This is a genomic window from Aquirhabdus sp. (assembly GCF_046462495.1).
Classification (GTDB): domain Bacteria; phylum Pseudomonadota; class Gammaproteobacteria; order Pseudomonadales; family Moraxellaceae; genus Aquirhabdus.
On sequence record NZ_JBKGVE010000012.1, the window covers coordinates 96,710 to 121,441 of the forward strand.

At 45.2% G+C, this 24,732-nt stretch carries 22 protein-coding genes; 9 read left to right on the forward strand and 13 right to left on the reverse strand.

Translation table 11 applies throughout. The annotated features are described in order from the left end of the window. The first annotated feature begins 94 nt into the window (after positions 1 to 94). The 3 genes from dcp to ACLHG7_RS14855 all read left to right on the forward strand — a co-directional run bounded on the left by dcp (position 95) and on the right by ACLHG7_RS14855 (position 3,224). Positions 95 to 2,248 (forward strand): peptidyl-dipeptidase Dcp, encoded by a 2,154-nt coding sequence (dcp, locus tag ACLHG7_RS14845; RefSeq protein WP_410211765.1) that lies wholly within the window; start codon positions 95 to 97, stop codon positions 2,246 to 2,248. Positions 2,249 to 2,313: 65 nt separating this feature from the next. Next, the gene (locus tag ACLHG7_RS14850; RefSeq protein ID WP_410211766.1) at positions 2,314 to 2,835 is read left to right on the forward strand and encodes a tetratricopeptide repeat protein; all 522 of its coding nucleotides are present in this window, start codon (positions 2,314 to 2,316) and stop codon (positions 2,833 to 2,835) included. Between the two features lie 2 nt (positions 2,836 to 2,837). Continuing rightward, positions 2,838 to 3,224 (forward strand): VOC family protein, encoded by a 387-nt coding sequence (locus ACLHG7_RS14855; protein ID WP_410211767.1) that lies wholly within the window; start codon positions 2,838 to 2,840, stop codon positions 3,222 to 3,224. A gap of 66 nt (positions 3,225 to 3,290) precedes the next feature. Here ACLHG7_RS14855 and ACLHG7_RS14860 read toward each other — a convergent pair whose 3' ends face one another. From ACLHG7_RS14860 to ACLHG7_RS14880, 5 genes are all read right to left on the reverse strand, one after another. Beyond that, positions 3,291 to 4,508: a M48 family metalloprotease gene (locus ACLHG7_RS14860; protein ID WP_410211768.1), complete on the reverse strand. Its 1,218-nt coding sequence runs from the start codon at positions 4,506 to 4,508 to the stop codon at positions 3,291 to 3,293. Between the two features lie 160 nt (positions 4,509 to 4,668). Then, positions 4,669 to 6,741 (reverse strand): S46 family peptidase, encoded by a 2,073-nt coding sequence (locus tag ACLHG7_RS14865; protein ID WP_410211769.1) that lies wholly within the window; start codon positions 6,739 to 6,741, stop codon positions 4,669 to 4,671. A gap of 292 nt (positions 6,742 to 7,033) precedes the next feature. Further along, positions 7,034 to 9,886, reverse strand: coding sequence for a DNA translocase FtsK 4TM domain-containing protein (locus tag ACLHG7_RS14870; RefSeq protein WP_410211770.1), 2,853 nt, complete (start codon positions 9,884 to 9,886; stop codon positions 7,034 to 7,036). Positions 9,887 to 10,003: 117 nt separating this feature from the next. Further along, entirely contained in the window at positions 10,004 to 10,927 is a 924-nt protein-coding gene (locus ACLHG7_RS14875; protein WP_410211771.1) for an NAD(P)H-dependent flavin oxidoreductase, read from the reverse strand. Between the two features lie 129 nt (positions 10,928 to 11,056). After that, positions 11,057 to 11,956, reverse strand: a complete 900-nt coding sequence (locus ACLHG7_RS14880; protein WP_410211772.1) for a LysR family transcriptional regulator — start codon at positions 11,954 to 11,956, stop codon at positions 11,057 to 11,059. A gap of 121 nt (positions 11,957 to 12,077) precedes the next feature. Here ACLHG7_RS14880 and ACLHG7_RS14885 point away from each other — a divergent pair, with 121 nt between their 5' ends. The 3 genes from ACLHG7_RS14885 to ACLHG7_RS14895 all read left to right on the forward strand — a co-directional run bounded on the left by ACLHG7_RS14885 (position 12,078) and on the right by ACLHG7_RS14895 (position 13,907). Continuing rightward, entirely contained in the window at positions 12,078 to 12,851 is a 774-nt protein-coding gene (locus ACLHG7_RS14885) for an SDR family oxidoreductase (RefSeq protein ID WP_410211773.1), read from the forward strand. A gap of 202 nt (positions 12,852 to 13,053) precedes the next feature. Beyond that, positions 13,054 to 13,401, forward strand: a complete 348-nt coding sequence (locus ACLHG7_RS14890) for a DUF4870 family protein (RefSeq protein WP_410211774.1) — start codon at positions 13,054 to 13,056, stop codon at positions 13,399 to 13,401. Positions 13,402 to 13,475: 74 nt separating this feature from the next. Next, positions 13,476 to 13,907 carry a hypothetical protein gene (locus ACLHG7_RS14895; RefSeq protein ID WP_410211775.1) on the forward strand — a complete coding sequence of 144 codons (432 nt, stop codon included), beginning with the start codon at positions 13,476 to 13,478 and terminating at the stop codon, positions 13,905 to 13,907. 32 nt (positions 13,908 to 13,939) lie between these two features. Here ACLHG7_RS14895 and ACLHG7_RS14900 read toward each other — a convergent pair whose 3' ends face one another. From ACLHG7_RS14900 to thrS, 4 genes are all read right to left on the reverse strand, one after another. Beyond that, complete coding sequence (locus tag ACLHG7_RS14900) at positions 13,940 to 14,299, reverse strand: GFA family protein (RefSeq protein WP_410211776.1); 360 nt, start codon at positions 14,297 to 14,299, stop codon at positions 13,940 to 13,942. Then, on the reverse strand, positions 14,296 to 15,081 hold the full coding sequence (locus tag ACLHG7_RS14905; RefSeq protein WP_410211777.1) for a PhzF family phenazine biosynthesis protein: 786 nt from the start codon (positions 15,079 to 15,081) through the stop codon (positions 14,296 to 14,298). Before ACLHG7_RS14905 ends, ACLHG7_RS14900 begins: the two co-directional genes overlap by 4 nt. 173 nt (positions 15,082 to 15,254) lie before the next feature. Then, positions 15,255 to 15,752, reverse strand: coding sequence for a translation initiation factor IF-3 (gene infC, locus ACLHG7_RS14910; RefSeq protein ID WP_210009526.1), 498 nt, complete (start codon positions 15,750 to 15,752; stop codon positions 15,255 to 15,257). A 50-nt stretch (positions 15,753 to 15,802) separates the two neighbouring features. After that, positions 15,803 to 17,746 carry a threonine--tRNA ligase gene (gene thrS, locus ACLHG7_RS14915; protein ID WP_410211778.1) on the reverse strand — a complete coding sequence of 648 codons (1,944 nt, stop codon included), beginning with the start codon at positions 17,744 to 17,746 and terminating at the stop codon, positions 15,803 to 15,805. Between the two features lie 387 nt (positions 17,747 to 18,133). On the opposite strand from thrS, the gene ACLHG7_RS14920 reads away from it, so the two are divergent. Both ACLHG7_RS14920 and ACLHG7_RS14925 read left to right on the forward strand, forming a co-directional pair. Next, entirely contained in the window at positions 18,134 to 18,901 is a 768-nt protein-coding gene (locus ACLHG7_RS14920) for an aspartyl/asparaginyl beta-hydroxylase domain-containing protein (RefSeq protein WP_410211779.1), read from the forward strand. A gap of 205 nt (positions 18,902 to 19,106) precedes the next feature. Next, positions 19,107 to 19,301, forward strand: a complete 195-nt coding sequence (locus ACLHG7_RS14925) for a bacterioferritin-associated ferredoxin (RefSeq protein WP_114898266.1) — start codon at positions 19,107 to 19,109, stop codon at positions 19,299 to 19,301. A gap of 54 nt (positions 19,302 to 19,355) precedes the next feature. Here ACLHG7_RS14925 and ACLHG7_RS14930 read toward each other — a convergent pair whose 3' ends face one another. Beyond that, positions 19,356 to 19,778, reverse strand: coding sequence for an acyl-CoA thioesterase (locus tag ACLHG7_RS14930; protein WP_410211780.1), 423 nt, complete (start codon positions 19,776 to 19,778; stop codon positions 19,356 to 19,358). A gap of 473 nt (positions 19,779 to 20,251) precedes the next feature. Here ACLHG7_RS14930 and ACLHG7_RS14935 point away from each other — a divergent pair, with 473 nt between their 5' ends. Further along, positions 20,252 to 20,737, forward strand: coding sequence for a hypothetical protein (locus ACLHG7_RS14935; protein ID WP_410211781.1), 486 nt, complete (start codon positions 20,252 to 20,254; stop codon positions 20,735 to 20,737). 170 nt (positions 20,738 to 20,907) lie between these two features. On the opposite strand, the gene sucD is transcribed toward ACLHG7_RS14935, so the two are convergent. The 3 genes from sucD to lpdA all read right to left on the reverse strand — a co-directional run bounded on the left by sucD (position 20,908) and on the right by lpdA (position 24,660). After that, positions 20,908 to 21,789, reverse strand: a complete 882-nt coding sequence (sucD, locus tag ACLHG7_RS14940; protein ID WP_114898262.1) for a succinate--CoA ligase subunit alpha — start codon at positions 21,787 to 21,789, stop codon at positions 20,908 to 20,910. A gap of 2 nt (positions 21,790 to 21,791) precedes the next feature. Beyond that, positions 21,792 to 22,967: an ADP-forming succinate--CoA ligase subunit beta gene (gene sucC / locus ACLHG7_RS14945; protein ID WP_410211782.1), complete on the reverse strand. Its 1,176-nt coding sequence runs from the start codon at positions 22,965 to 22,967 to the stop codon at positions 21,792 to 21,794. 253 nt (positions 22,968 to 23,220) lie between these two features. After that, complete coding sequence (gene lpdA / locus ACLHG7_RS14950) at positions 23,221 to 24,660, reverse strand: dihydrolipoyl dehydrogenase (RefSeq protein ID WP_410211783.1); 1,440 nt, start codon at positions 24,658 to 24,660, stop codon at positions 23,221 to 23,223. Positions 24,661 to 24,732 lie beyond the last annotated feature (72 nt).

The window sequence follows — 24,732 nt, forward strand, 5'->3', positions numbered from 1 at the left end:
CTTGCTAGATAACTCTCGCCAAAAATCGAGCAATTTTAGGGACAAACCTTATCAAGGTGCGTCCTTCTACTACACCCTTACAGAGGACTATCGAATGTTTCGTTTTCGTACACTCGTGATTGCCATTGCACTCGCGACTGGTACCACTTCCACAGTATTTGCAGCAGAAACAGCTCCAGTTACTCAAGCGGCAACCAAAGCCAAGCTCAGTACCAATCCTTTTTTCGCACCCAGCACACTGCCCTTCCAGGCCCCTGATTTTAATCAAATCAAAGAAGCCGATTACCTGCCTGCCATTGAAAAGGGCATGAAGCTGCAATTGGGTGAAGTGAACAAGATTGCCAATAATCCAGCAGCACCGACATTTGATAATACCTTTATCTCATTAGAGAAATCTGGCGCCCTGCTCAATCGCGTACTCGCTGTATTTGATGCAATTACCAGCGCCAATACCAGTGATTATCTGCAAAAAGTACAAGAAGATGTCGCACCAAAACGTGCCATGCATCAAGACGCCATCACCCTCAATGCAAAGCTGTTCAAGCGCATCAAGACCATCTACGACAAACGTGATACGCTGAATCTGGATCCTGAATCCTTGCGCCTTGTTGAAGTCACTTATCAAAACTTTGTCCTTGGCGGCGCAAATTTGTCAGATGCCGACAAAATCAAGCTGAAAGCACTGAATAAAGAAAACTCTACCCTTGGTACTCAGTTCACCAATAAACTTCTTGCAGCGACCAAAGATGGTTCACTAGTCATTATCGATAAGAGCAAACTGGCAGGCCTAACCGACGCAGAAATTACTGCAGCGGCAGAAGCCGCTAAATCGAAAAAACTCGATAATGCTTGGGTACTCACCCTACAGAACACCACTCAACAGCCACTGCTGCAAGAACTAACTGATCGTGCAACGCGTGAAGCGCTATTTAAAGCCTCATGGAACCGTGCAGAAAAAGGCGATGCTAACGACACCCGTGCCGTGATTAGCCGTCTTGCGCAAATTCGTACTGAACAAGCCAAATTACTTGGCTTCCCAAGCTTTGCGGCATGGACACTCGAAAATCAAATGGCCAAAAAACCAGAGACCGCCATTAAGTTCATGCAGAACCTCGTCCCTGCGGCAACAGCCCGTGCAGAGACTGAAGCCAAAGACATTCAAGCTGTTATTGATCAGCAAAAAGGTGATTTCAAAGTTCAACCTTGGGACTGGAACTTCTACGCAGAACAAGTGCGTAAAGCCAAGTTTGATCTCGATGAATCGCAAATTAAGCCCTATCTTGAACTCAATAATGTCTTACAAAACGGCGTATTCTACGCAGCCAACCAATTGTATGGCCTAACGTTTAAAGAACGCAAAGACATCCCCGTCTACAATCCTGATGTCCGCGTCTTTGAAGTCTTTGATAAAGACGGCAGCTCACTCGCTCTGTTCTATACCGATTATTATCAACGCGATAATAAAAATGGCGGCGCATGGATGAGTAACTTCGTTAATCAATCCACGCTGCTGGGCACCAAGCCAGTCATCTATAACGTCGCTAACTTCGCAAAGCCAGCGGATGGTCAACCTGCCCTGCTGTCCTATGATGACGTGATCACCATGTTCCATGAGTTTGGTCATGGTTTGCATGGCATCTTTGCCAACACCAAATACGCCAGCCTGTCAGGCTCTGCGACAGCGCGGGACTTTGTTGAGTTCCCGTCTCAGTTCAATGAGCACTGGGCCAGTGATCCAAAGATTTTCGCCAACTATGCCAAGAACTACAAAACTGGCGAACCGATGCCACAGGCTTTGGTTGATAAAATCAAGAAGGCTGGAACCTTTAACAAAGGTTATGACATGACAGAGTTGGTTGCTGCGGCTCTTCTCGATATGGATTGGCACAGCCTGACCACTACTGAGAAACAAGATCCAGATGCTTTTGAAGCAGCAGCGCTCAAAAAAGATAAAATTGATTTGAGCTACGTGCCGCCACGCTATCGCTCAAGCTATTTTATGCATATCTGGGGTAATGGTTATGCAGCCGGATACTATGCCTATCTTTGGACACAAATGCTGTCAGATGACGGTTTTGAATGGTTTAAAGAGCATGGTGGTCTGACGCGTGAAAACGGTGATCGCTTCCGTGAAATGGTACTGTCACAAGGCAATACCAAGGATCTCAGCAAGCTGTATCACGACTGGCGTGGACAAGAGCCCAGTGTAGAACCGATGCTGAAAGATCGTGGCTTGAAAGGTGAGTAATTAGTCTCTAACGGGTTCTCAGTGTGATCATTGGGAACCCGTTCTTCATAACACCGAGCCATCTCATGTTAAAACAATCTCAACCGGTCGATCTTCTTTTTGAAGACATTGAAGCCATGATGGCGACAGATGACTCTTCACGGATCTCCATAGGCGAACAGAAATTAAAGCATCAGGATCAAGAAAATCCAGATAACGCCCATATCCAATACTTAATCGCATCTACTTTTGATAGTCTCGGTCGTGAAGCTGAAGCGATGCCGCATTACGCGCGCGCCTTTGAAATCGGAATTGAGCAACTGCCTACCCATCGTCAACCAGAAATATTTGTGCAGGCTGGCAGTACTTTACGAAATCTGAAACGCTTCGATGAAGCACGCCATATTCTGCAGCAAGGAATTGATCGTTTTCCTCATTATCGGGCTTTACGCGTTTTCTTAGCTTTATTAGAAGCGGGACTGAATAACTCCACACAGGCCATGCATCTATTATTTAAAGTGATCTTGATGGAAGACGACGCATCGTTGAAACGTTACAACAGATCATTGAATGCCTATGTCAAAGAACTCACCGTTAAAGAAGTTTAAAAATGCACAAAAGCCGACTCGCCGCTCTCGTTATTGACAGTCAAGTTGATAATCTCAATCCTGCTGCAAATTTTTGGGGCAAAGCACTCGGATATGAAGCGATAAAGTCCGATGAAGAATGGGCTGAAAAATATGTCCATCTAGAAGTCAAAGATACCGATATTCGAGTACTGGTACAAAAGGTTGAGCACCCTAGCCGTGTTCATCTTGATATTGAAACGGATAATATCAAAGCCGAAGTCAAGCGTCTGGAAGGTCTAGGCGCAACGATTGTAAAAATCATGGAAAGATGGACCGTGATGGAAGCCCCGACGGGGCATCGTTTCTGTGTCGTGAATCCGCAGCGACCGGATTTTCATGACGCAAAAGATGTGAATGTTTGGGAATAATATAGCTCTTATATGCCAATAAAAAGCCATGCAAAACTGCATGGCTTTTTATATTTTATCGAATCATTACCGACATTGCATAGGAAGCAAATTCACACGAATATCCTCACTCGTACACTTCCAGCTTGCATGCTTATCAGCATCCAATGAAGGTACCCATAGTAATGCTTTCCCTTCAAGAGGTTTATTCATCAACAAGCGAATTTCACCCGTTTCACTATCAACGCTTGCTTTGCTAACAGATGAGGGTGTTGGGTCCCGAAAACCTGTCTCAGCGAGGCTGGATGGAAGCTCATGCTTTGAGTTGTAGTACTCAGAAACAGCTCTTGCCGCATGATCACCATAAAATGCGGCGGTCGAAAGATTGGCCCGTGATAAATAATCTTGGTAAGCAGGAACCGCAATTGCCGCAAGAATACCAATCACCGCAACAACGACTATTACCCCAGAAGCACCTCCCCCGCCGATTCTTGGGATAAATATGGCCAATAACCATGCAAGTGGATGACGCGAAGGCTTTGGATATTCAGGATTATTAATTCGCGCAGCGCGCTTGACCAGCCACGGATAATCAGAAATAAGCTCATGAAACGACATCCAAAATCCTGTCGTCGATTTTAATTGCTTCAAATAAGCATGAATATTCAAAGCCGCATAGCTTTTCTCACCCGCAGCTAATACGGCAATTCCATAAAGCGCCGACTGTTTATCTTCACAACACGCAGCCCCAAAATTATCGCAAGTATATTCATGCGCACGGGATTGTGCTGCACCTAAAATTGGAAGCAAATTTGCAAGCGAAAGAAACCCAGCCCATTGGATATGTCGACGCTTAATATGACCTAGCTCATGCCCAATATAAAAGCTGACAGCGTCTGGATGTGCTGCGAGTGCGTCAATAACATTAGAGTATAGAACGACAAAATTACGCCCTAAAAAACGCGTCGCAAATGCATTTAACACACCGCCACTTTGCAGGATATATGCATCAGGCTGAGTCTTAATTTCTAATCTCTGGCAGCTGGAGGAAAAACGCGCATATAACTCAGGAAATTGCTCAGCGGTAATCTGGACGCCATTCCCTTTAATCCATGAAATAAGTGCGGATTGAGCAAAAAGGTAGATAATAAAAAATAAAAGAATATAAATAATCACAGCACCATGTGTTGCGATCAAGAAAATTAGCCATAATACAGCTGAAATCACTGCACTAATGATAAATAGCCCCTTTTCATTTTTATACACTAATGTCGCCGGATCTATAGTTGGAATAGATGAACTCATAACGTTCCTTTGGATAATATTAATAAGATTAAAATTGTTTAACGGTACAATGACTCAATGACAAACTCATGACTTTATTATTTTATTTATCATTTGACCATTATTGAATTTCTTTAAACCCTCCCTGTACTTCGCGCACAGGGAAAGCCTTTAACTCACCTTAATTCGCTTTCGCGTCTTTCAGTTCTTTCACCACACGATCCGCGTTATACACTTTCTGTAGCGCTTCTAAAATCGCACCACTATGTACGGACACGGTACGATTAACACGCTCATCAAACCAATAGTTACCGCCTAAAGATTGAATGTTGCCGTCAAACACAAGACCTATTAATTCAGCTTTGCGATTGATCAATGGACTGCCCGAGTTACCACCAATGATGTCATTGGTACTGACCAAGTCAAAACGCTGCTCTAAATTCAGCTTATCTTTCGCAGTAAGCCATGATGCTGGCAAAGCAAAAGGTTCAAACCCTGTCGCACGAGCAAAAGCCCCTTTGATCTCGGTAAATGGTTTAATCTCAGTGCCCTTCTCATTCCAGCCTTTCACCTCACCAAACGAGAAGCGCTGGGTGAAGGTTGCATCAGGATAAACACTGGTGCCTAGCTTCTCAAAACGCGCCGCTGCAATCAGTTCAGAGTTTTTATCAATCACTGACTCCACTTGGTTTTCATACTGTTTACGAATCGCACGTGCCTCAGGGTCAATCTGTTTCACCAGTTGAATGAATGGGTCATCAGACTTGGCAATGGCATCTGCACCACCTTCCCAGAGCGCTTTACGCACTGCTGGATCACCCAGTTTCGTGCCACTGATCAATTTCTCGGCCAATACAGCAGGAGACTCTTTGCCTAATATTGATTTAACGATTGGATTATCGACGCCCAAGTTCTCACGGAGTTTAGTCAGTGCAAACGTCAGTTTCACTTTCTCAAGCTCTGGATAAATTGGAGCTGTAGAGAACAATTGCTGAGTAACGCTTGGCAATTTGGATTCGGTAAATTCGCGTAAACGCTCAGGATTTGGCTTGGTACGCTCTTCTGCACCACGGACCAGCAAACGTGCATCGCTGAAATAGTCCGAACTAAAACCACGACCGTATTCGATGTATTTCAGCGGCGTCTCGATATTGCGGTAGGTCGTTTGTGCCTTGGCGATCTCATCCCACGCTGCGCCATACTTGGCCTGACGTTCTGGGGATGCTTTTACATAGTCACGAAGCTCTGTCTCTTGCTTCTGTTTCAGATTAAAGACTTCTGGGTCTTGCAAGGCTTGTAGACGGCCTTTGAGTGCTTTGAATGAGTTCTCAATACCAAAGATATCATGCTGGGCAATACGTGATTGCTCAGTTCCTTGGCTACGGAATTGAGTCAGCACACCGCGCAATTCAGAGAGTAAAAATAGGCGTGGAATCAAATCAACATCCCGTGTCGTTTCAAGCTCAGAAACGGTCAACTGACGATCCGTACCACCGGGATTCCCCACGGTCATGGTCAACTCACCCGCTTCAGCACCATTTTTTGAGAAAGGAAAATAATCCACGACCTTAGCAGGCTTGTTGTTCTCATATGCACGCAACATGCCCATATCAAGGTCATAGCGTGGGAAGTTAAAATTGTCCGGGTCGCCACCGAAGAATGCAATCGCAAGTTCAGGCGCAAACACAAGACGCACATCTTGATAGCGATGATATTTATACACGTCGTAAACACCGCCATGATAAAGATCAACAACATCACAGCGCGTGGTTTCTTTTTCACTGCCTACGCATTCTTTCTCGATGTCTGACTTCACGGCTTTTTCGGCTTTACTATAGTCTTCACCGTTCTTACCTTCAGTTGCTTTCTTAACGCGCGCAGTCACGTCTGTAATTGTATCCAGGCGATTGAGTTCGATCTCAGGACATTTAATTTCGTCTTCAGGCTTCTTGGCGTAGAACCCCGACTTGATGAAGTCATGATCCGCAGTAGAGAGTTGCTGTACACAACTGTTGACGCAGTGGTGATTGGTCAACACCAATCCAGCAGGGGATACAAAAGAACCTGAACAGCCACCCGCCAAGCGAACAGCAGCTTTTTGCGCATGGGTGACCCATTTTGGATCAGGATTGAATTGATATTTTTCCTTTAATTCCGCTGTCGGTAGATTATTCGGCGTCCACATCCCCTCTGCTGCATTGACACTTGCAGGCCCGTAGAGGACACAGAGCACGGCCATCGCTATTTTCTTCATCTAAAATTTCCTTTAAAAATAGTATCGTCTGTTAATCACATCAATTACGATCATGACATCATTGAATTCAGCGCAATATTATATGCAACAATATAACATTTCAAATAAATTGCAATATCACTAGACCAAGCAATATTTAGACCAAATGGTATTTTTAAATATTACCTATAAATCCCGCCATTTGCACGTCAGTAAAACACCAGTCGCACTGTAAAACACACATAAAAAAAGACTCATTCAAATTTGAATGAGTCTTTTTTAAATGAAAGTGCAGAATTACTCTCGTCCACCCTTATAACAAAATCTCTCGCTTACCATTGGACTGCATCGGACTCACCACGCCTGCGGCTTCCATCGCGTCCACAATCCGTGCAGCGCGATTGTAACCGAGTGAGAACTTACGCTGGATTGCTGAAGCAGAGACTTTCTTAGTTTCCATAATGAACGCCAGCACATCATCATAGACAGGATCACGCTCAGGATCACCTTCGGATGAGTCATAACCGCCACCTTTGCTCGGGGCATCTTCATCAAAGGCATTCAAGATATCATCGACATAATCAGGACTACCCCGCTCACGCCATGCATCACAGATCCGGTTCACCTCATCATCACTAATGAATGCGCCATGGACACGTTCAGGTTCATTTTTACCCGGTGCAAGGAACAACATATCGCCATGACCCAGCAAATATTCTGCACCACCCTCATCCAGAATTGTCCGCGAATCCACCTTACTATTTACACGCAGTGCAGCACGGGTTGGAATATTCGCCTTGATCAAACCGGTGATCACATCGACCGAAGGGCGCTGAGTCGCCAGAATCAAATGGATCCCTGCCGCACGTGATTTTTGCGCCAGACGCTGAATCAGCTCTTCGGCCTTCTTACCGACCTGCATAATCATATCTGCGAACTCATCCGCAACCACCACGATCATTGGCATGGTTTTCAGACGTGGTGCTCGTTGCTGAAGTGCACTGTCTTCAGGTTTCCACAGCGGGTCCAACAGATCTTCACCGCGCTCTATCGCTTCAGTGACTTTCTGATTGAACGCCTCAAGATTACGCACCTTCATATATGCAAGCAGTTTATAACGACGTTCCATTTCACCCACTGACCAGTTCAGTGAGCTCGCGGCATCCTTCATGTCCGTGACCACCGGAGTCAGGAGATGAGGGATATCATTATAGTTGGACAATTCCAACTGCTTCGGATCAATCAAAATCAGACGCAATTGAGCTGGCGTGTATTTCATTAGCATGGACAGAAGCATGGCATTAATCGCAACTGATTTACCTGAACCCGTCGTACCCGCAACCAGCATATGCGGCGCTTTGGCAAGATCGGTTAAAACCGGACGACCAGCAATGTCTTTACCCATTGCCATACTGATCAAGGATTTCGGATCACGATAAGTCGGCGTCTCAAGTAGTTCAATCAGACGTACCATCTCACGCGTCGCATTAGGTACTTCAATCCCGATATAAGGCTTGCCGGGAATGACCTCTACCACACGGACAGAAGCCATAGACAGTGAACGCGCCAAATCTCGGGCAATATTGGTTACTTTCGATGCCTTCACCCCAGGTGCTAGTTCAAGCTCAAAGCGCGTGACAACAGGACCCGGCTGCGCCTCAATCACTTGTGCGACGACCGCAAACTCTTTAAGTTTGATCTCAAGCAGACGAGACAAGCGCTCCAACTGTTCAGGGGTATAACTCGTTTTACGGCTGAGATCAGGACGTTCTAGCAAATCTAGACTTGGCAGTGGGCTCAACTCAGCACGGTGTTGTACCGTTTGCATCGCACGGGATATCGGACGACCATAAGCATCCGTTAACGGTGCATCCCAATTTTCAGGCTTAGCCGTAGCAGCTTGCATTGGCGTAACTGACGTTTGCACTGGAGGCACATAAGAAGTATTTAATGGTCGCTCTACAACAGATGCTGCAAAATCTTCACGCGGTGAAACAATCGATTCAGCCACCGCTGGGCTAAATGCAACCGGTTCTTCGATCTCCTGATCCAGTTGTGGAATTTCAGGTCGAAGCTGAGATTCCACAATAGGCTGCAAAATTTGCGGCGATGGATTCACAGGTTGAACGTAGGATGTCTTAGATACGGCCTCATGCAGTACCTCCCCTTCTTCCTCTACAGGAATCACATCCAATGCACGGTGAAAGAAGTCATCTTCCCAATTAAACGTTGGTGCAATGCGTTCCGCAGCAACAGAGGGTGCTAGTGCAGTTGCCGGGGTTACAACAGTTCCTACCATAGCGTGGCTATGTTGAGTTTGGGCAGCTTCTGGAGTCTTTATCGGCATAGAACTCGCCGCAACAGATTTAGCAATTGCTGCACTTTGAGCAGCTGCCATAACCTCAGCAAAAGTCTGAGGTTCGCTTGATTGAGCCGCAGAAACTGGCGCATTCATTACGACAGGAGAAGAGCTCACAGGTGTTTGAGCCAAAGGTTGAGATGCTTCTGCCTTCACTTCCACTAGGGGCGCTGCCGCGACTACGGGCACTCCAGTAGATTTCGCAGCTTTTGCTGGCGCCTCTTCAGGTTCATTACGATAAAATAATTCGTTCAGCAATAGCGGAATTTCTCCGACAGCATCAAAGGTTTTACCCCAAGCGACACCAAAAGAGAAGGTAAATATCACCACAAATAACGCAACTAAAATGATGGTCACAAGAACCAAAGGCATCATAGCAAGCAAGTGCTGAGAGACCTCAAAACCCAAAATACCGCCCGCGGCATTCTGCAAGGAGTCAGAAGGTTCAACACCATGTAGGGTAAACAATGCTGAAGCGATGACCATCAGAAACAGTTCACCCGCTAAACGGAACGGACGTTGAACAAAGCTATGGGGATACCACAGTTGCAATGCTTCAATCAGAACCAAGAAAGGTAAAAATAAAGCTGCACGACCCCAGAATCCATACAGTAAATCGGCAAGCCAAGCGCCTGCAACACCCGTTGCATTCGTCACTTTTTGGGTATCACTGGACAGATGCGTCCAACCTGGATCAAAAGGCGTATAAGTCACTGTTGCAACCAATAAATACACGCCAATGATGACCAAGAATAAAGTCAAAAAAACGCGATGTGCGCGTGCATCCGTTAACGCCGTAGTCACCATAAAACATTTACCTTCACTATCAACATCCGCATTGATCAATCGTATTAAAACTAAAATATAAAAGATGTCTATGCAAAAATCATGGCATAAACACCCTCACCAAAGCGAATAAAATGCTTAAAACGCCGGTTTAGCTGCCGCTTGACGATATTCCGCTTCTAGGCGATCTACCAGTTCCGCTGTAGGAATAATATCGTGAATCGAGCCAACCCCATGTCCAGCACTCCATACATCACGCCACGCTTTGATATTTTTCTCTTTTACTTCTTCAGCGGTGTAGTGATTAGGATCAAGCCCTACACGTGCAATCGAAGGCTTTAAATAATGTGCAGGAACGCCTGAGAATACTGGGCTTAAAATCACATCAGCAGCTTCGCTCGATACCAAGATATCTTTATACTCCTGCTGAGCCATCGACTCATTGGTCGCAATAAAACGTGAGCCAATATACGCCATATCAGCACCAACCACTTCAAGCGCGCGTACAGTTTGACCATTAGACACCGAGCCACCAACAATCAATAAACCATCCCAGAACTCACGAATTTGTGAAATAAACGCAAAAGGATTAAGTGGACCTGTATGCCCACCTGCTCCACTCGTCACTAAAATCAAACCATCTACTTTAGCCGCCGCTGCTTTTTGTGCATGGCGGATCGATACCACGTCATGAATCACTTTGCCACCCCATGCATGAGCCCGTTGCACGGTGGTCGTTGGATCACCCACTGAAGTAATCAGCACGGGAACTTGAAACTCTTCAGCCAGCGCTAACTCTTCTTCTTTACGATCATTCATTTTGTCCAGCAGAATGATATTCACTGCATAAGGCGCCGCATTCGGATGCGTCTTTTGAAAAGCCTGCATTTGAGTCAGCCAGTCACGTAAATCATCTAAAGTACGTGCATTTGCCGCTGGAAATGAACCCACAATCCCTGCATGACAACACGCCTGCACAAGTTCTAAACCAGAAACCAAAAACATCGGTGCAGCAATAATAGGTAAACGTAACGATGGGCCAAAAAGTGAATGAACGGACATTAAAGCAGCCTCAAAAAAAAGCAAATTAAAATAAAACCTAATCCTGCGTGAATTAGCCGTCAGTTTCAATGTTTTATTGAAAACAAAACATGTCTAACTCTAACGTCAGTCAGAAAACGATACGATATGCTAGACCATACGCAATGCAAACTGCTCACGCATCCATGCTGTAAATACCTTTACAGGCTGAGATAATTGTCGCCAGCGGGGATAAAGTATATTCAGTTGTAGCTTATCGGGCGGAAAGTCCAACAATACAGGCATCAGCATGCCTTGTTTAATCTCAGCCGCTACGTCGTAACTGGGAATTTGAATGAGGCCTAAACCTGCGATGGCACTGGCAATATAAGCCTCAACATTGTTTACAGTCAGACGGCTCTTCAGGCTGATCGTTTTTAAGATGCCGTTCCGCTGATACTCCCAATCATAGACTTGCCCAGTTAACGGCGAGGCATAACTCACCATCCAATGCCTCTCTAAGTCTTCAATCGCCAGAGGCAGACCATAATGATCAATATAACTCGGACTTGCGCAATTAGATTGAGCAAGCATCCCAAGATTCACAGAAATCAGATTATGATCCTGCGACTGACCACCTCGGACAACACAATCGACTCCCTCGCGAAATAAGTCAATCTGACGATCCGTCACATCCAGTTGCAACTCTATATCAGGATAGCGCTCAAAAAAATTTGGGAGCGCTGGCACGATCACGCAGCGCGCGATCCGACTCGGAACGTCGACGCGAAGTTTGCCGTGGGGCTTCTGATCCGATTGCTGAAATAAAACCTGTGTCTCAGCAAAGTCTGCAAGCAACCGTATGCACCGCTCGAAATAGGTTTGACCATCCGCGGTTAACTGTACATGCCGTGTCGTGCGATTCAAGAGGCGTGTCTGCAATTGGCCCTCTAATTGCTGAATCGCATTTGATGCTGCAGCACGCGAGATACCGAGTACATCGGAAGCATGAGTAAAGCTCCCACTCTCACACACGCGGACAAATACCTGCATTGCTTGTAGCTGATCCACAGCAACCACCTATTAGATCAATTTTATAAATAGTCTATTTTTATTATGACATTTATTTGAATAAATAAAATCATTATCTTTGCTTAAACCATTCGGTTTAAATCATCAAGGAAACCCCCACATGTCTGAACATTCATTAACAGGAAAAGTGGTCATCGTCGCAGGCGGTGCCAAAAATCTCGGTGGTCTTATTTCCCGTGACCTTGCTGCCCATGGTGCCAAAGCCATAGCAGTACATTACAACAGTGATGCAACACGTGCCGCCGCAGAAGAAACTGTTGCCGCAGTAAAAGCCTTAGGTAGTAATGCCATTGCGGTACAAGGCGATTTAACGCAAGTGGCAAATGTCACCAAACTCTTTGATGAAGCCATCAAAGCCTTTGGTCATATTGATATCGCGATCAACACCACAGGTATGGTGATCAAGAAACCGATCGTGGATGTGACCGAAGCGGAATACGACATTATGTTTGGAGTGAACTCCAAAGCAGCATTCTTCTTCATTCAAGAAGCGGGCAAAAAACTGGCTGACAATGGCAGGATTGTCTCGATCGTCAGTTCACTCCTTGCTGCATACACCCCTTTCTATGCGGTCTATCCCGGCAGTAAAGCACCCATTGAACATTACACCCGAGCCGCCTCTAAAGAATTTGGCGAACGGGGCATCTCAGTCAATGCCGTCGGACCCGGCCCGATGGATACTCCTTTCTTCTATCCAGCCGAATCCAAAGAGTCGGCGGCTTATCACGCCACTGCCGCAGCACTCAGCAGCCGAACTAAAAGCGGCTTAACCGAAATTCAGGACATCGCACCTCTAGTTCGCTTTCTTGTTTCTGAAGGATGGTGGATTACCGGTCAGACTATTTTCGCCAATGGTGGATATACCACTCGCTAAAGAGTTGAATGACGACAAAAGCCTCATACCCTTATGGGGCTTTTTTATAACAATAGAATAGGTCACTCACATCATGACGATTTTCGAAATAGTTTTAACGATCTGAAAAAATTTGTTTAATCTCGAAAAATACTCTATAAATAAACGATGAATCATGTTTACAACAGATTCAAAAATCTTCGGCTGTATGGAGTAAGGTTTGATGGACATCACCCCAGATATCGATGAAAAAATGAAAGACGCCAAGTCATTGACCATGATCATCTATGGACTTTACGCCGCATCTTTTCTAGTCGGGATTACGTGCATCGTCGCGATCATCGTGAACTATATTAAGAAAGATGATGTCGCGAATACTTGGCTAGCCAGTCACTACCGTTGGCAAATCCGTACATTTTGGTTTAGTGTGCTCTGGACGGTGATCGGATTCTTCACACTGATCATTCTGGTGGGTTGGGTGATTTTGGCCGCCAACTGTATTTGGTTTATCTATCGCCTGGTGAAAGGCGTATTATGGTTGAATGATAATAAACCGATGTATGCCGATTAATTCTTAAAACGATCAGCTCTCCTTCCCGCTCAGATATTATTCTGAGCCACCACATTCATCAGAGAAACCGCTTCATGGGCACGAAGTCATATGTGTATGCCGGTGGCTGCCATTGCTCCAATATCAAACTGACCGTGGAACTCTCCAAAGCGCTCAACGCCTATAAACCGCGTGCATGCGATTGCGACTTTTGTATGACTCATGGCGCATCTTATCTCTCAGACCCTCATGGCAAACTCGTCATTACCATCAAGGATGAGGATGCTTTAAGTCGCTACCGTCAGGGTGATGCCATTGCCGATTTTTTGATTTGCAAGATCTGTGGTGTTGTCGCAGGCGTAAGCTTCAAATCGGAAGCTGGGCACTACGCCACGATCAATGTAAAAGCACTCTCTGATCGTGCAGATTGCCTGCCCGAAATTTCAGTGTCCCCTAAACGATTATCTACTGAGGACAAAATAGAACGCTGGAAAAAAGCATGGTTTTCAGATGTAAAATTTGAATAACCAAACTTTTACCCAGTTCAATAAGTATTGAATTATGAATTGACCAAAGTCATATTGGCTCCATCAGTTGCTCGAACAACGACTGATGTCATATCAAAGCCCTTCAGACAAAAAACGTTAATGCCAAAATGATCAGGCATTGCACGTTTACGATGAAAGACATAAATACCGCACTGACTACAAAAATAATGCTTTGCTCGAAACGTATTCCATTGATAAAGCGTCAAGAATTTTTCACCCTCAATGACTTTTAAACTCTGCTCCGGCACCCTTGCCATAACTGCATTTCGCATCTGGCACAACGTACAATCACATGTCGTCAGCTCAGTGATCATTGAATTGATACTGAATTTTACCGAACCGCAATGACAAGCACCCAAATAAGTCGTCATAGACTTGCCTCCCCTTCTAAATAAAACACGCACGCGCCTTCTAGCTCGACCCGATCACCCACCAACCGGCACAAGACTTCCCCACCGCGTTTAGAGGCTTGATAAGCGCGAAACTCGCTTTTACCCAAACGCTTCGCCCAGTATGGAACCAGCATACAATGCGCGGCTCCCGTCACTGGATCTTCTGGAATACCCTTGACTGGTGCAAAATAGCGGCTGATAAAATCAAAGGTCTCATCGCCCAAGGTCGTCACAATCACACCATTACGATCCAAACGTGCAAGCGCCGCCATATCTGGAGTAAGCGATTTTAGAATCTCGAGACTCTCTAAAATCGCCATGTAATTAAAGGCATTTGAATAGACCTCAATGGGTATCACACCCAAGGCCTCAGCCAATCCCCTTGGTGTCGGAATACATTCAGAAGGACGTTCAGGAAAATTCAAAACATAGCCTATAGTTGTTTTACTCACTCTCAATGGACCACTTGCCGAGTGGAAGATCACCTCTTGACGACCCGGCTCTAGCCTTTCCATCACAACTGCCGCACTCGCGAGTGTCGCATGGCCACACAGCGGCACCTCAACATTCGGCGTAAACCAACGCAGGCGATAATCGGCTCCATCCGCGACTAAAAACGCCGTTTCAGCTAGATTATTTTCGGCTGCAATCGCTTGCAGAATCTCATCATCCAAAAAATGACCCAGTAGCATTACCGCTGCAGGATTTCCTTTAAACTGCTGTGCGGTAAAGGCGTCTACTTGATAGATGGGTATACGCATCAAAACCACCCTCCTAAAAACAACTCAACGTACATGAACGATAAGACATCAATCATCATCTCTGATTATGAAGTAATACCACGATTAACAGATTTAAACCGGATATGAAAGCACAATAAAAAAGCCCCGCAATCACTTGCGAGGCTTTTTTTAATTCATCATCTCAAAGAAGATTATTTTTTCTTCTTAGGACCGATTAGCATACCCATTTGTTTGCCTTCCATCTTCGGCGCTTGCTCAACGATACCAATCTCAGCGACATCAGCTTCGATCCGTTGCAATTGCTTCAGACCAATTTCTTGGTGAGCCATTTCACGACCGCGGAAACGCAACGTAATCTTCACCTTGTCACCGTCTTCCAAGAAACGCTCGATTGCACGGAACTTAACTTGATAGTCGCCTTCCTCTGTGCCTGGACGGATCTTGATTTCCTTCACTTGGACTTGGTGCTGCTTCTTACGCGCATCCTTTTGCTTTTGTTTGATATCAAACAAATGCTTGTTGTAGTCCATGATTTTACAAACAGGTGGCTCAGCATTGGCAACAATTTCAACCAAATCAAGCTGTACCGCCTCTGCTGCACTAATTGCTTCAGCTAAAGAAACGATGCCTTTTTGTTCGCCATTTTCATCGACTAACCGAACTTGTGCGGCTTCGATTTCACTGTTGATTGCAGGGCGACTGCCTTTTGCACCCTGCGGGCTACGTGGTTCGGGTTTGTTCACTCTTGCTCCAAAATATGCCTGCCTCGTTCGGCAACGGCGGATTGAACTAATGCCACGAATGCTTCTATGGTCATCGTTCCTAAATTCTTACCACCACGAGTACGAACATTAACCGTACCCTCTTCAACTTCGCGATCACCCAATACCAAAAGATACGGGACACGCTCTAAAGTGCGCTCGCGGATTTTAAAGCCGATTTTTTCATTTCTCAAGTCACTTATAGCACGAATGCCTTGTTGACTCAGTTTTTTGACGATTTCTCGGCACGCATCAGCTTGACTGTCGGTGATATTCATCACACATGCCTGCACTGGGCTTAACCATGGTGGCATCAAACCTGCGTAATGTTCGATCAGTATACCAATAAAACGCTCAAAGCTGCCTAAAATCGCACGATGAAGCATTACCGGATGGTCACGTTGGTTATCTTCGGTGACAAATGACGCGTCCAAACGCATAGGCATATTGAAATCACACTGAATTGTACCACACTGCCAGACTCGACCTAAGCAGTCTTTCAGTGAAAATTCAATTTTCGGGCCATAGAACGCCCCTTCACCCGGCTGCAGATCCCACTTCAATCCTGCGGCATCCAAAGCATCTGCCAAGGATTTTTCTGCCAAATCCCAAAGGGCATCATCACCCACACGTTTAGCAGGGCGAGTCGATAACTTCATTTGCACTTCGTCAAAGCCAAAGTCTTTGTAAACGGCTAAAGTCAACGCAATAAAATCAGCAACTTCTGCACCGATCTGTTCTTTAGTACAGAAGATATGCGCATCATCTTGGGTAAAGCCGCGCACGCGCATAATGCCATGCAATGAACCCGATGGCTCATTACGATGACAAGAACCAAACTCGGCCAAACGCAACGGTAAATCACGGTAGGATTTCAAACCTTGATTGAACACCTGCACATGGCAAGGACAGTTCATTGGCTTGACGGCATAGTTGCGATTTTCTGAATGGGTTGTGAACATGTTTTCAGCATAGTTTGCGGCATGTCCAGATTTTTCCCACAACACCAAGTCAACGACTTGAGGGGTTTTAATCTCGAGATAGCCATTATCTTGCTGAACTTTACGCATGTATTGTTCAAGGACCTGATAGATCGTCCAGCCATTGGGGTGCCAAAACACCATACCCGGTGCTTCTTCTTGCATGTGGAATAGATCAAGCGCCTTACCAATCTTACGATGATCGCGCTTTTCAGCTTCTTCGATACGAGTGATATACGCTGCAAGCTGTTTTTTATCCGCCCAGGCAGTCCCGTAAACACGTTGAAGTTGTTCATTCTTCGCATCACCGCGCCAATATGCACCTGACAACTTTGTCAGTTTAAAGGCTTTGAGAAAACGAGTATTCGGTACGTGAGGACCACGGCACATATCGACGTATTCTTGATGATAATACAAGCCCATCTCAGTTTCGTTGGGCATATCATTGATCAAGCGCAATTTATACTCTTCACCGCGAGACTCAAATACCGCAATCGCTTCCGCACGCGGTGTCATTTTTTTGATGACGTCATAATCTTCATCAATAAGCTTTTTCATGCGCGCTTCGATTAAAGCAACATCATCTAATGTAAAGGGCTTTTCGCTATAGATGTCGTAATAGAAACCTTCTTCAATAACAGGACCAATCACCATTTTGACATCGGGAAATAACTGCTTCGCGGCATGACCGACCAGATGCGCGGTTGAGTGGCGAATAATCTCAAGCCCCTCTTCATCTTTAGGGGTGATGATTTGCAGTGTTGCATTCTCACGAATGAGGTCCGATGCATCGACCAGCTTGCCATTCACACGGCCAGCGAGGGTGACTTTTGCTAAACCCGCGCCAATGCTTTGAGCGACATCCATAACCGATACGGGCTGATCAAATTGTTTTTGATCGCCATTGGGTAGAGTGATAATGATATTTGAAGAACTAGACATAACGAGATCCTTGGGGAGTGATGGCCTGTACTAAAGGTCATATCACCGCGAGATTAAATTTAAGAAAGATTTGGTGCTTAAAATCCACATTTAAAAACACGCAGAAATCAAGAAACTTCCATCGACTCCCCTACGCATGGGATGAAAAATGGAAGGCAAGGACTTTAGCAAGTTTTATATCAAAAGTCATCTGTTACGAAGACTTTAACCTACGAATATCCATTCACTTATCACTCAAATCCATTGAATGAATATTTTTCGATTTCTTAATTCCTAAAACCCCTAAATCGCTTAATATCTCTATAAATAGAACCTCAGTGCTACAGGATTTAGCCTAGAGGTCTGAATAACTATTACATCTTTTTTATAATTATAGGGGACTCATCAATGCAGCTAGAAAACTCACCAGAATCAACTACACCGAATGCTCCCAGTTCCGCAATGGTTCCCAAAAGACCCCTAATTATGCGACTCGGGAAACGCATACAGCCATGGGTCAATGGCATCGTGGCCAATTCCTCCAAAATTGGCAATCATCCTTTCTATAAGCCACGAGACTTTCCATGGATTACTCAATTGGAAGCGCAATGGACTGAAATCAAGAAAGAAGCTGATGCTGCACTGCAAGATCTGAATACCGTCCCCCCGCTTGCTACGATATCTCCAGATCACCGCCGGATAGCCCCTGCAGGAAAATGGCGCGCTTTCTTTCTATATGGTTATGGATACCGTGTCGATGGGAACTGCCAAATTTGCCCACTTACCACCGAGCTCGTTAAGGATATTCCTGGCCTCAACTCCGCTTTTTTTTCAATCCTTGCTCCTCATACGCACCTGCCAACGCATACCGGTGTTACCAAAGCAATTATTACTTGCCACCTAGGTCTCACCGTGCCCAAAGAGACAGGAAAATGTCAGATTCGCGTTGTTGATCAGCATGTAGGATGGCAAGAAGGCAAAGCGCTGGTGTTTGATGATGTCTTCCAGCATGAAGTCCGCAACGACACTGATGAAATTCGAGTCGTACTACTCATCCAGTTTCGGCGCCCTGTCGGCATACTGGGAAAGCTCATTGGTGGGCTCTTTCTTTGGGGGGTAAAGCATTCACGTTTTGTGCAAGAAGGACGCCGTGGCCTCAAGGAATGGGGCGCATAGCGTGTAACTGCGGCTCACTCACCTACGACTAAATAGCCACGTTTTGCCACTTATCGGAACAAGAACCATTCTACGATCAATAACACTTGACATTTGAGAATAATTATCAATAATAGAGGTATTCCCATTTGAGGCTTTATCCAAGTCTCTCTTGCCATAAAGCATGGGACTGATACTCCGATCTTAACCAGCTTAGAGAACCTATATGTACGTTTGCCTCTGCCGTGCAGTGACTGACAAAGCCATTAAACAAGCCGTAGAAAACGGCTGTGAAAGTTTTCGTGAAGTACGTGATGAACTCGACGTCGGTACATGCTGCGGCATGTGTGTCCCCGAAACTCGTCAATTGATTGATGAAACACTGGCAAAACTCGCAAGCAATATCTCTACTGCGGCTTAAGACCAAAACCGCAGTTGTCTAGCTATTCATTCATAATATTTACGATCAAATAGACTACTCAAAAAGCGGTGGAACCTTGCGTTTCACCCCATCATTATCAATCGCAACAAAAGTAAAAATACCATCTGTCATTTTTCGGGCATCTAGCTTGTCGTCATGAATTTCCCAGACCTCGATCAGCATCTGCATGGATGTATTGCCGATTCGTAGCATTTTGGTATAACACGCCAAAATACTGCCCACTTTCACAGGCGCATGAAAAACGACTTTATCAATAGATACGGTAACTACCCGTCCTTTTGAGTGCAGACGCGCATAAACTGCACCAGCTAAGTCCATCTGAGACACTAACCAACCGCCAAAAACATCCCCCGACCAATTGGTATCAGCAGGCATCGCCACTGTTTGTAGTGATAAAAGGCCTGAAGGCTGGTTATCTTGGGTGTGAATACTCAAATTCTGGGCAATATCCGTCATAATCATTTTATCCTTATCTATTGAAGTTCATTGATCATTTTGATGACTTCAAGCCCAGAGTTCAACATAAAATTGATAGTCAGTACTGCAGAGTAACCAGCACGCAAATTATCTCCTTTGGTCTTAAATCGAGGTAGAAAAATAAAATTCTCGGTATGAGGCAGGCTAAAACTTATTCATTCCTAAAAATAAATTACATTGTAATACAATGATTTTATTTATAAATATTAAATTTACTTAAAAATAAAGTGACTTAGTTATCAGTAATTTTACAAAAAACTCCCATAAGAAATATCAAACACCTGTTTCTGCTTCTTTATTGACACACCTTTCATAAAAACACTCATAACTTGACGAAAGTCACGACTTTTTAAGACAAAACTCAGTGTTCTACGCGGCTATTCTGAGCTCCACCTACGAAATGTGCTCATCAATTCGAGTACATCATTTAAAGGTTCATTTGGAGTATTACCATGAAAAACACGTTTAAAACGATGACGGGTCTGTCTGTTCTTGCTGTAAGTTTGAGTTTACCGCTTTTTGCACATGCTGCTGGCGCAAGTGTTGATGCCTCTGCAAATGCTTCAACTGATGCTACAGGCGAAGTGACCAAAGCGGTTAAGCATGCAAAACATAAAGTAACCAAATCAAGTAAAGCTGCTGCCGAAAAAGCAAAAGCAAGCGCTGAAGAAGCAACTGGCGGTGTAACTGCTACGTCAAGCGGTGTAGTCTCAGGTGCGGCTGGTGCGGCTGCTCCAGTCGCTGCTGCGATTACGCCACCGACATCAACCTCAGATACCCTCAAAGGTAGCATCACTACGACTGCTCCAGCGCCAAGTGCTGACCCAGTACCCGCCGCATCGACCAGTGGATCTGCGAATGTAGGTGTTCAAACCCCAGCAGGCTCTGTTGGTGCAGGCGCTGATGCAGGCGCAACGACTTCTGCCCCTCAGCAATAATTCATGACATCGATACTTTCACAAGTCCTAAGACTTCTGAAAACACCGATGATATGAATGAAAAATGGACGCTATATGCGTCCATTTTGTAATGTTAATGCGTTTTGAAAATTCAAAATAAAAAATGGATGCCGAAGCATCCATTTTTTATTGAAGCAAAACAAATCAGATTATTTAATCCAACCTGTTAGCTCACCCAATGCTTGACCGAGCAAAGCTGGGTTAGAAACGGTCTTCACACCAGCAGCTTGTAGTGCAGCAAATTTCTCATCTGCAGTACCTTTACCACCAGAAATGATCGCACCCGCATGACCCATGCGCTTACCAGCAGGTGCAGTCACACCAGCAATGTAAGACACAACAGGTTTGGTCACGTGCGCTTTGATGAATTCAGCGGCTTCTTCTTCTGCAGAGCCGCCAATTTCACCAACCATGATAATTGCTTCAGTTTGTGGATCAGCTTGGAACAAAGTCAACGCATCGATAAAGGTCATACCTGGGATCGGATCACCACCAATACCAATACAGGTTGATTGACCAAACCCGAGATCAGTCGTTTGTTTAACAGCTTCATAAGTCAGCGTACCTGAACGGGATACGATACCGACTTTACCTGGCAAGTGAATGAATCCTGGCATGATACCAATTTTGCATTCGCCTGGTGTGATGATACCTGGGCAGTTTGGTCCGATCAGACGTACGCCGCCTTTACGTAAGATGTATTCTTTGACATAGAGCATGTCGATAGTTGGTACACCTTCAGTAATACAAACAACCAGTTCAATCCCTGCATCAACTGCTTCGAGGATTGAATCTTTACAGAACGCTGCTGGCACGTAAATCACAGAAGCGGTTGCACCAGTCGCTTCAACGGCATCTCTAACCGTATCAAAAACAGGTAGACCCAAATGCTCTGTGCCACCTTTACCCGGTGTTACGCCACCAACCATTTTTGTGCCGTATTCCAGCGCTTGCTTGGTATGCAATGTGCCTTGTGAACCAGTGATCCCTTGGCAAATCACTTTAGTGTCTTTATTGATCAATACGCTCATGATTATGCTCCTGCGCCGTTTGCTACAACTTTAACGACTTGGTCGCCAGCGTCATTCAATGATGTTGCAGAGATGATGTTTAAGCCTGAATCACGCAATGTTTTTGCGCCGAGTTCTGCGTTGTTACCTTCTAAGCGAACGACAACAGGCACTTTTACACCCACGTCTTTCACCGCAGCAATAATCCCTTCAGCGATCATGGCGCAACTTACGATACCGCCGAAGATGTTAACCAAAACCGCTTCTACAGCGTCATCAGAAAGGATGATTTTGAATGCTTCAGTCACACGCTCTTTCGTCGCGCCGCCACCTACGTCGAGGAAGTTAGCTGGTTGACCACCTTTAAGTTTGATCAAATCCATGGTTGCCATCGCAAGACCTGCACCATTGACCATACAACCGATATTGCCTTCAAGTGCAACATAGTTCAGTTCAAACTCAGCAGCACGACGCTCACGCTCATCAACCTGTGATGGATCATCCATCGCTTTCAGGTCAGGATGACGGAATAATGCGTTGCCATCGATCACCATTTTCGCATCCAAGCAATGCAGGGTGCCATCGGTTTTAACCACGAATGGGTTGATTTCAAGCAATGCCAGATCTTCTTCTACAAACAGTTTTGCAAGCTTTTGGAATACATCCGCAAACTGACGTGTTTGTTTTGCATCAAGACCAAGGGCTTTTGCAAGTTCACGACCTTGATAGGCTTGTGCACCGATCAGTGGATCGATGACCATTTTCAAGATTTTTTCTGGAGTGTCATGTGCCACATCTTCGATGTTCACACCACCTTCAGTTGACGCCATAAATACGATCTTGCGCGTTGCACGATCAACAACAGCACCGAGGTATAATTCACGTGCGATATCAGTAGGTTCTTCGATATAGATAATATCAACAGGTTGACCTTTCGCATCAGTTTGAAAGGTTACAAGACGTGTGCCTAATTGTGCTTTAGCAAAAGCAACAACTTCATCGACAGACTTAACCAGTTTTACACCACCCGCTTTACCACGGCCACCTGCGTGAACTTGGGCTTTAACTACCCAAACCGGCCCACCCAATTTCTCAGCTGCTGCACGTGCTTCTTCTGGAGTTCTTGCGGTTAAACCAGTACTTACTGGTAATCCATACTTGGCAAATATTTGTTTGCCTTGGTACTCATGCAAATTCATGCGACACCCTTCATTTAGTTTGCGCTGCATGCTTGTATAAGAAGCTATATAAGCAGCGCTGGTTAAAATTACAATAAAAGCAAAATCCACTTACCCCGAATATCTGAAAAAACACTCAGAATCAGAGGAATTTGCTTTTGACTCTACGTCTATACGACACTAAGGCTTCATAGCTTTAAAAACGGTAAAACAACACACAACGAAATATCAAAAATAATGAGGCGACCAATTAAGGTCGCCTATCATTACAATCTCATGCTTTGCGTTTACGTTGGATCGCATGAATAGCACGGCCATCAACTGACAATGCCGCTTCATGCACAACTTCTGACAAGGTTGGATGAGCAAAAGTCATCAACTGCAAATCTTCAATGCTGGAGACAAATTCAAGTGCAATCATGCCCTGATGTACGATATCGCCTGCACTTGCACCAATGACATGCATACCGAGCAAACGATCTGTCTTCGCATCTGCAACAAACTTCACAAATCCAGCGGTATCACCGGATGCCAGTGCACGGCCATTCACGGCAAATGAGAATTGACCCGTTTTGACTTCATGACCTTTGGCAATCGCAGCTTCTTCGCTTAAACCGACCCATGCAATCTCAGGGCTGGTATAGATGACGCTGATGATTGTGTCATAGTTCACTTGAGCCGCTTGACCGTGAATACGCTCAACCGCCATGACACCCTCTTCCATTGCTTTATGCGCAAGCATTGGGCCACGCACCAAATCACCAATCGCATAGACGCCTTCGACAGAAGTCAGACACTGATCATTGACATCAATCAAGCCACGCTCTGTCAACTTGATGCCACTATCGTCAGCAAGTAGATCGGCTGCGTAGGCTTTACGACCTACACATACAATCAACTTATCAAAGACTTGAACTTTATCTTCACCAGCTTGATTGTAGTTTACAGTCACTTTGCCATCGGCAATTTGCGTTGCAGTGACTTTAGCATTGAGACGAATATCCAACCCTTGCTTGGTCAGAATTTTCTGCGCTTCTTTGGCAACCGCTTTATCGGCTGCTGGCAAGAACGTATCTAAAGCCTCAAACACAACAACTTCAGAACCCAAACGACGCCATACTGAGCCTAACTCAAGGCCAATCACGCCCGCCCCAATCACACCCAGTGTGGCAGGTACGGTAGTGAAATCCAGTGCGCCAGTAGAATCGACAATTTCTTGCTCATTGATGGGAGCAACAGGAATATTTACCGGTACTGAACCAGATGCCAAAATGACATTGGTTGCATCTAGTGTCTGAACTTCGCCACCATCAAGTGGTGTAAATTGAACTTTTTTACCGGCGAGCAATTTACCCGTACCTTGCAGCCATTCAATTTTATTACCGACAAAAAGCGCAGCAATACCACTGGTCAACTGATCAACCACTTTATCCTTGCGAGCAACCATCGTCGTGATATCAATCGCAACATCGCCAGTTGTAATCCCATGAGCGCCTAAATCATGAATCGTACTTTCATAACGATGCGATGAATCTAAAAGTGCTTTTGATGGAATACAACCCACATTTAAACAGGTACCGCCCAATGATGGCTTGCCCTTGTGAACGCGCTTTTCGATACAGGCAACTTTCATACCTAACTGAGCCGCACGGATGGCTGCTTCATAGCCTGCAGGACCACCACCAATGACCACGAGATCGTATTGCTTTGACATCTATTCTATCCTCTATAGGTTTTGCTGCATTTTTCTTTTTTGAAATCAAGGATCGACTTGTTTTCAAAAAAA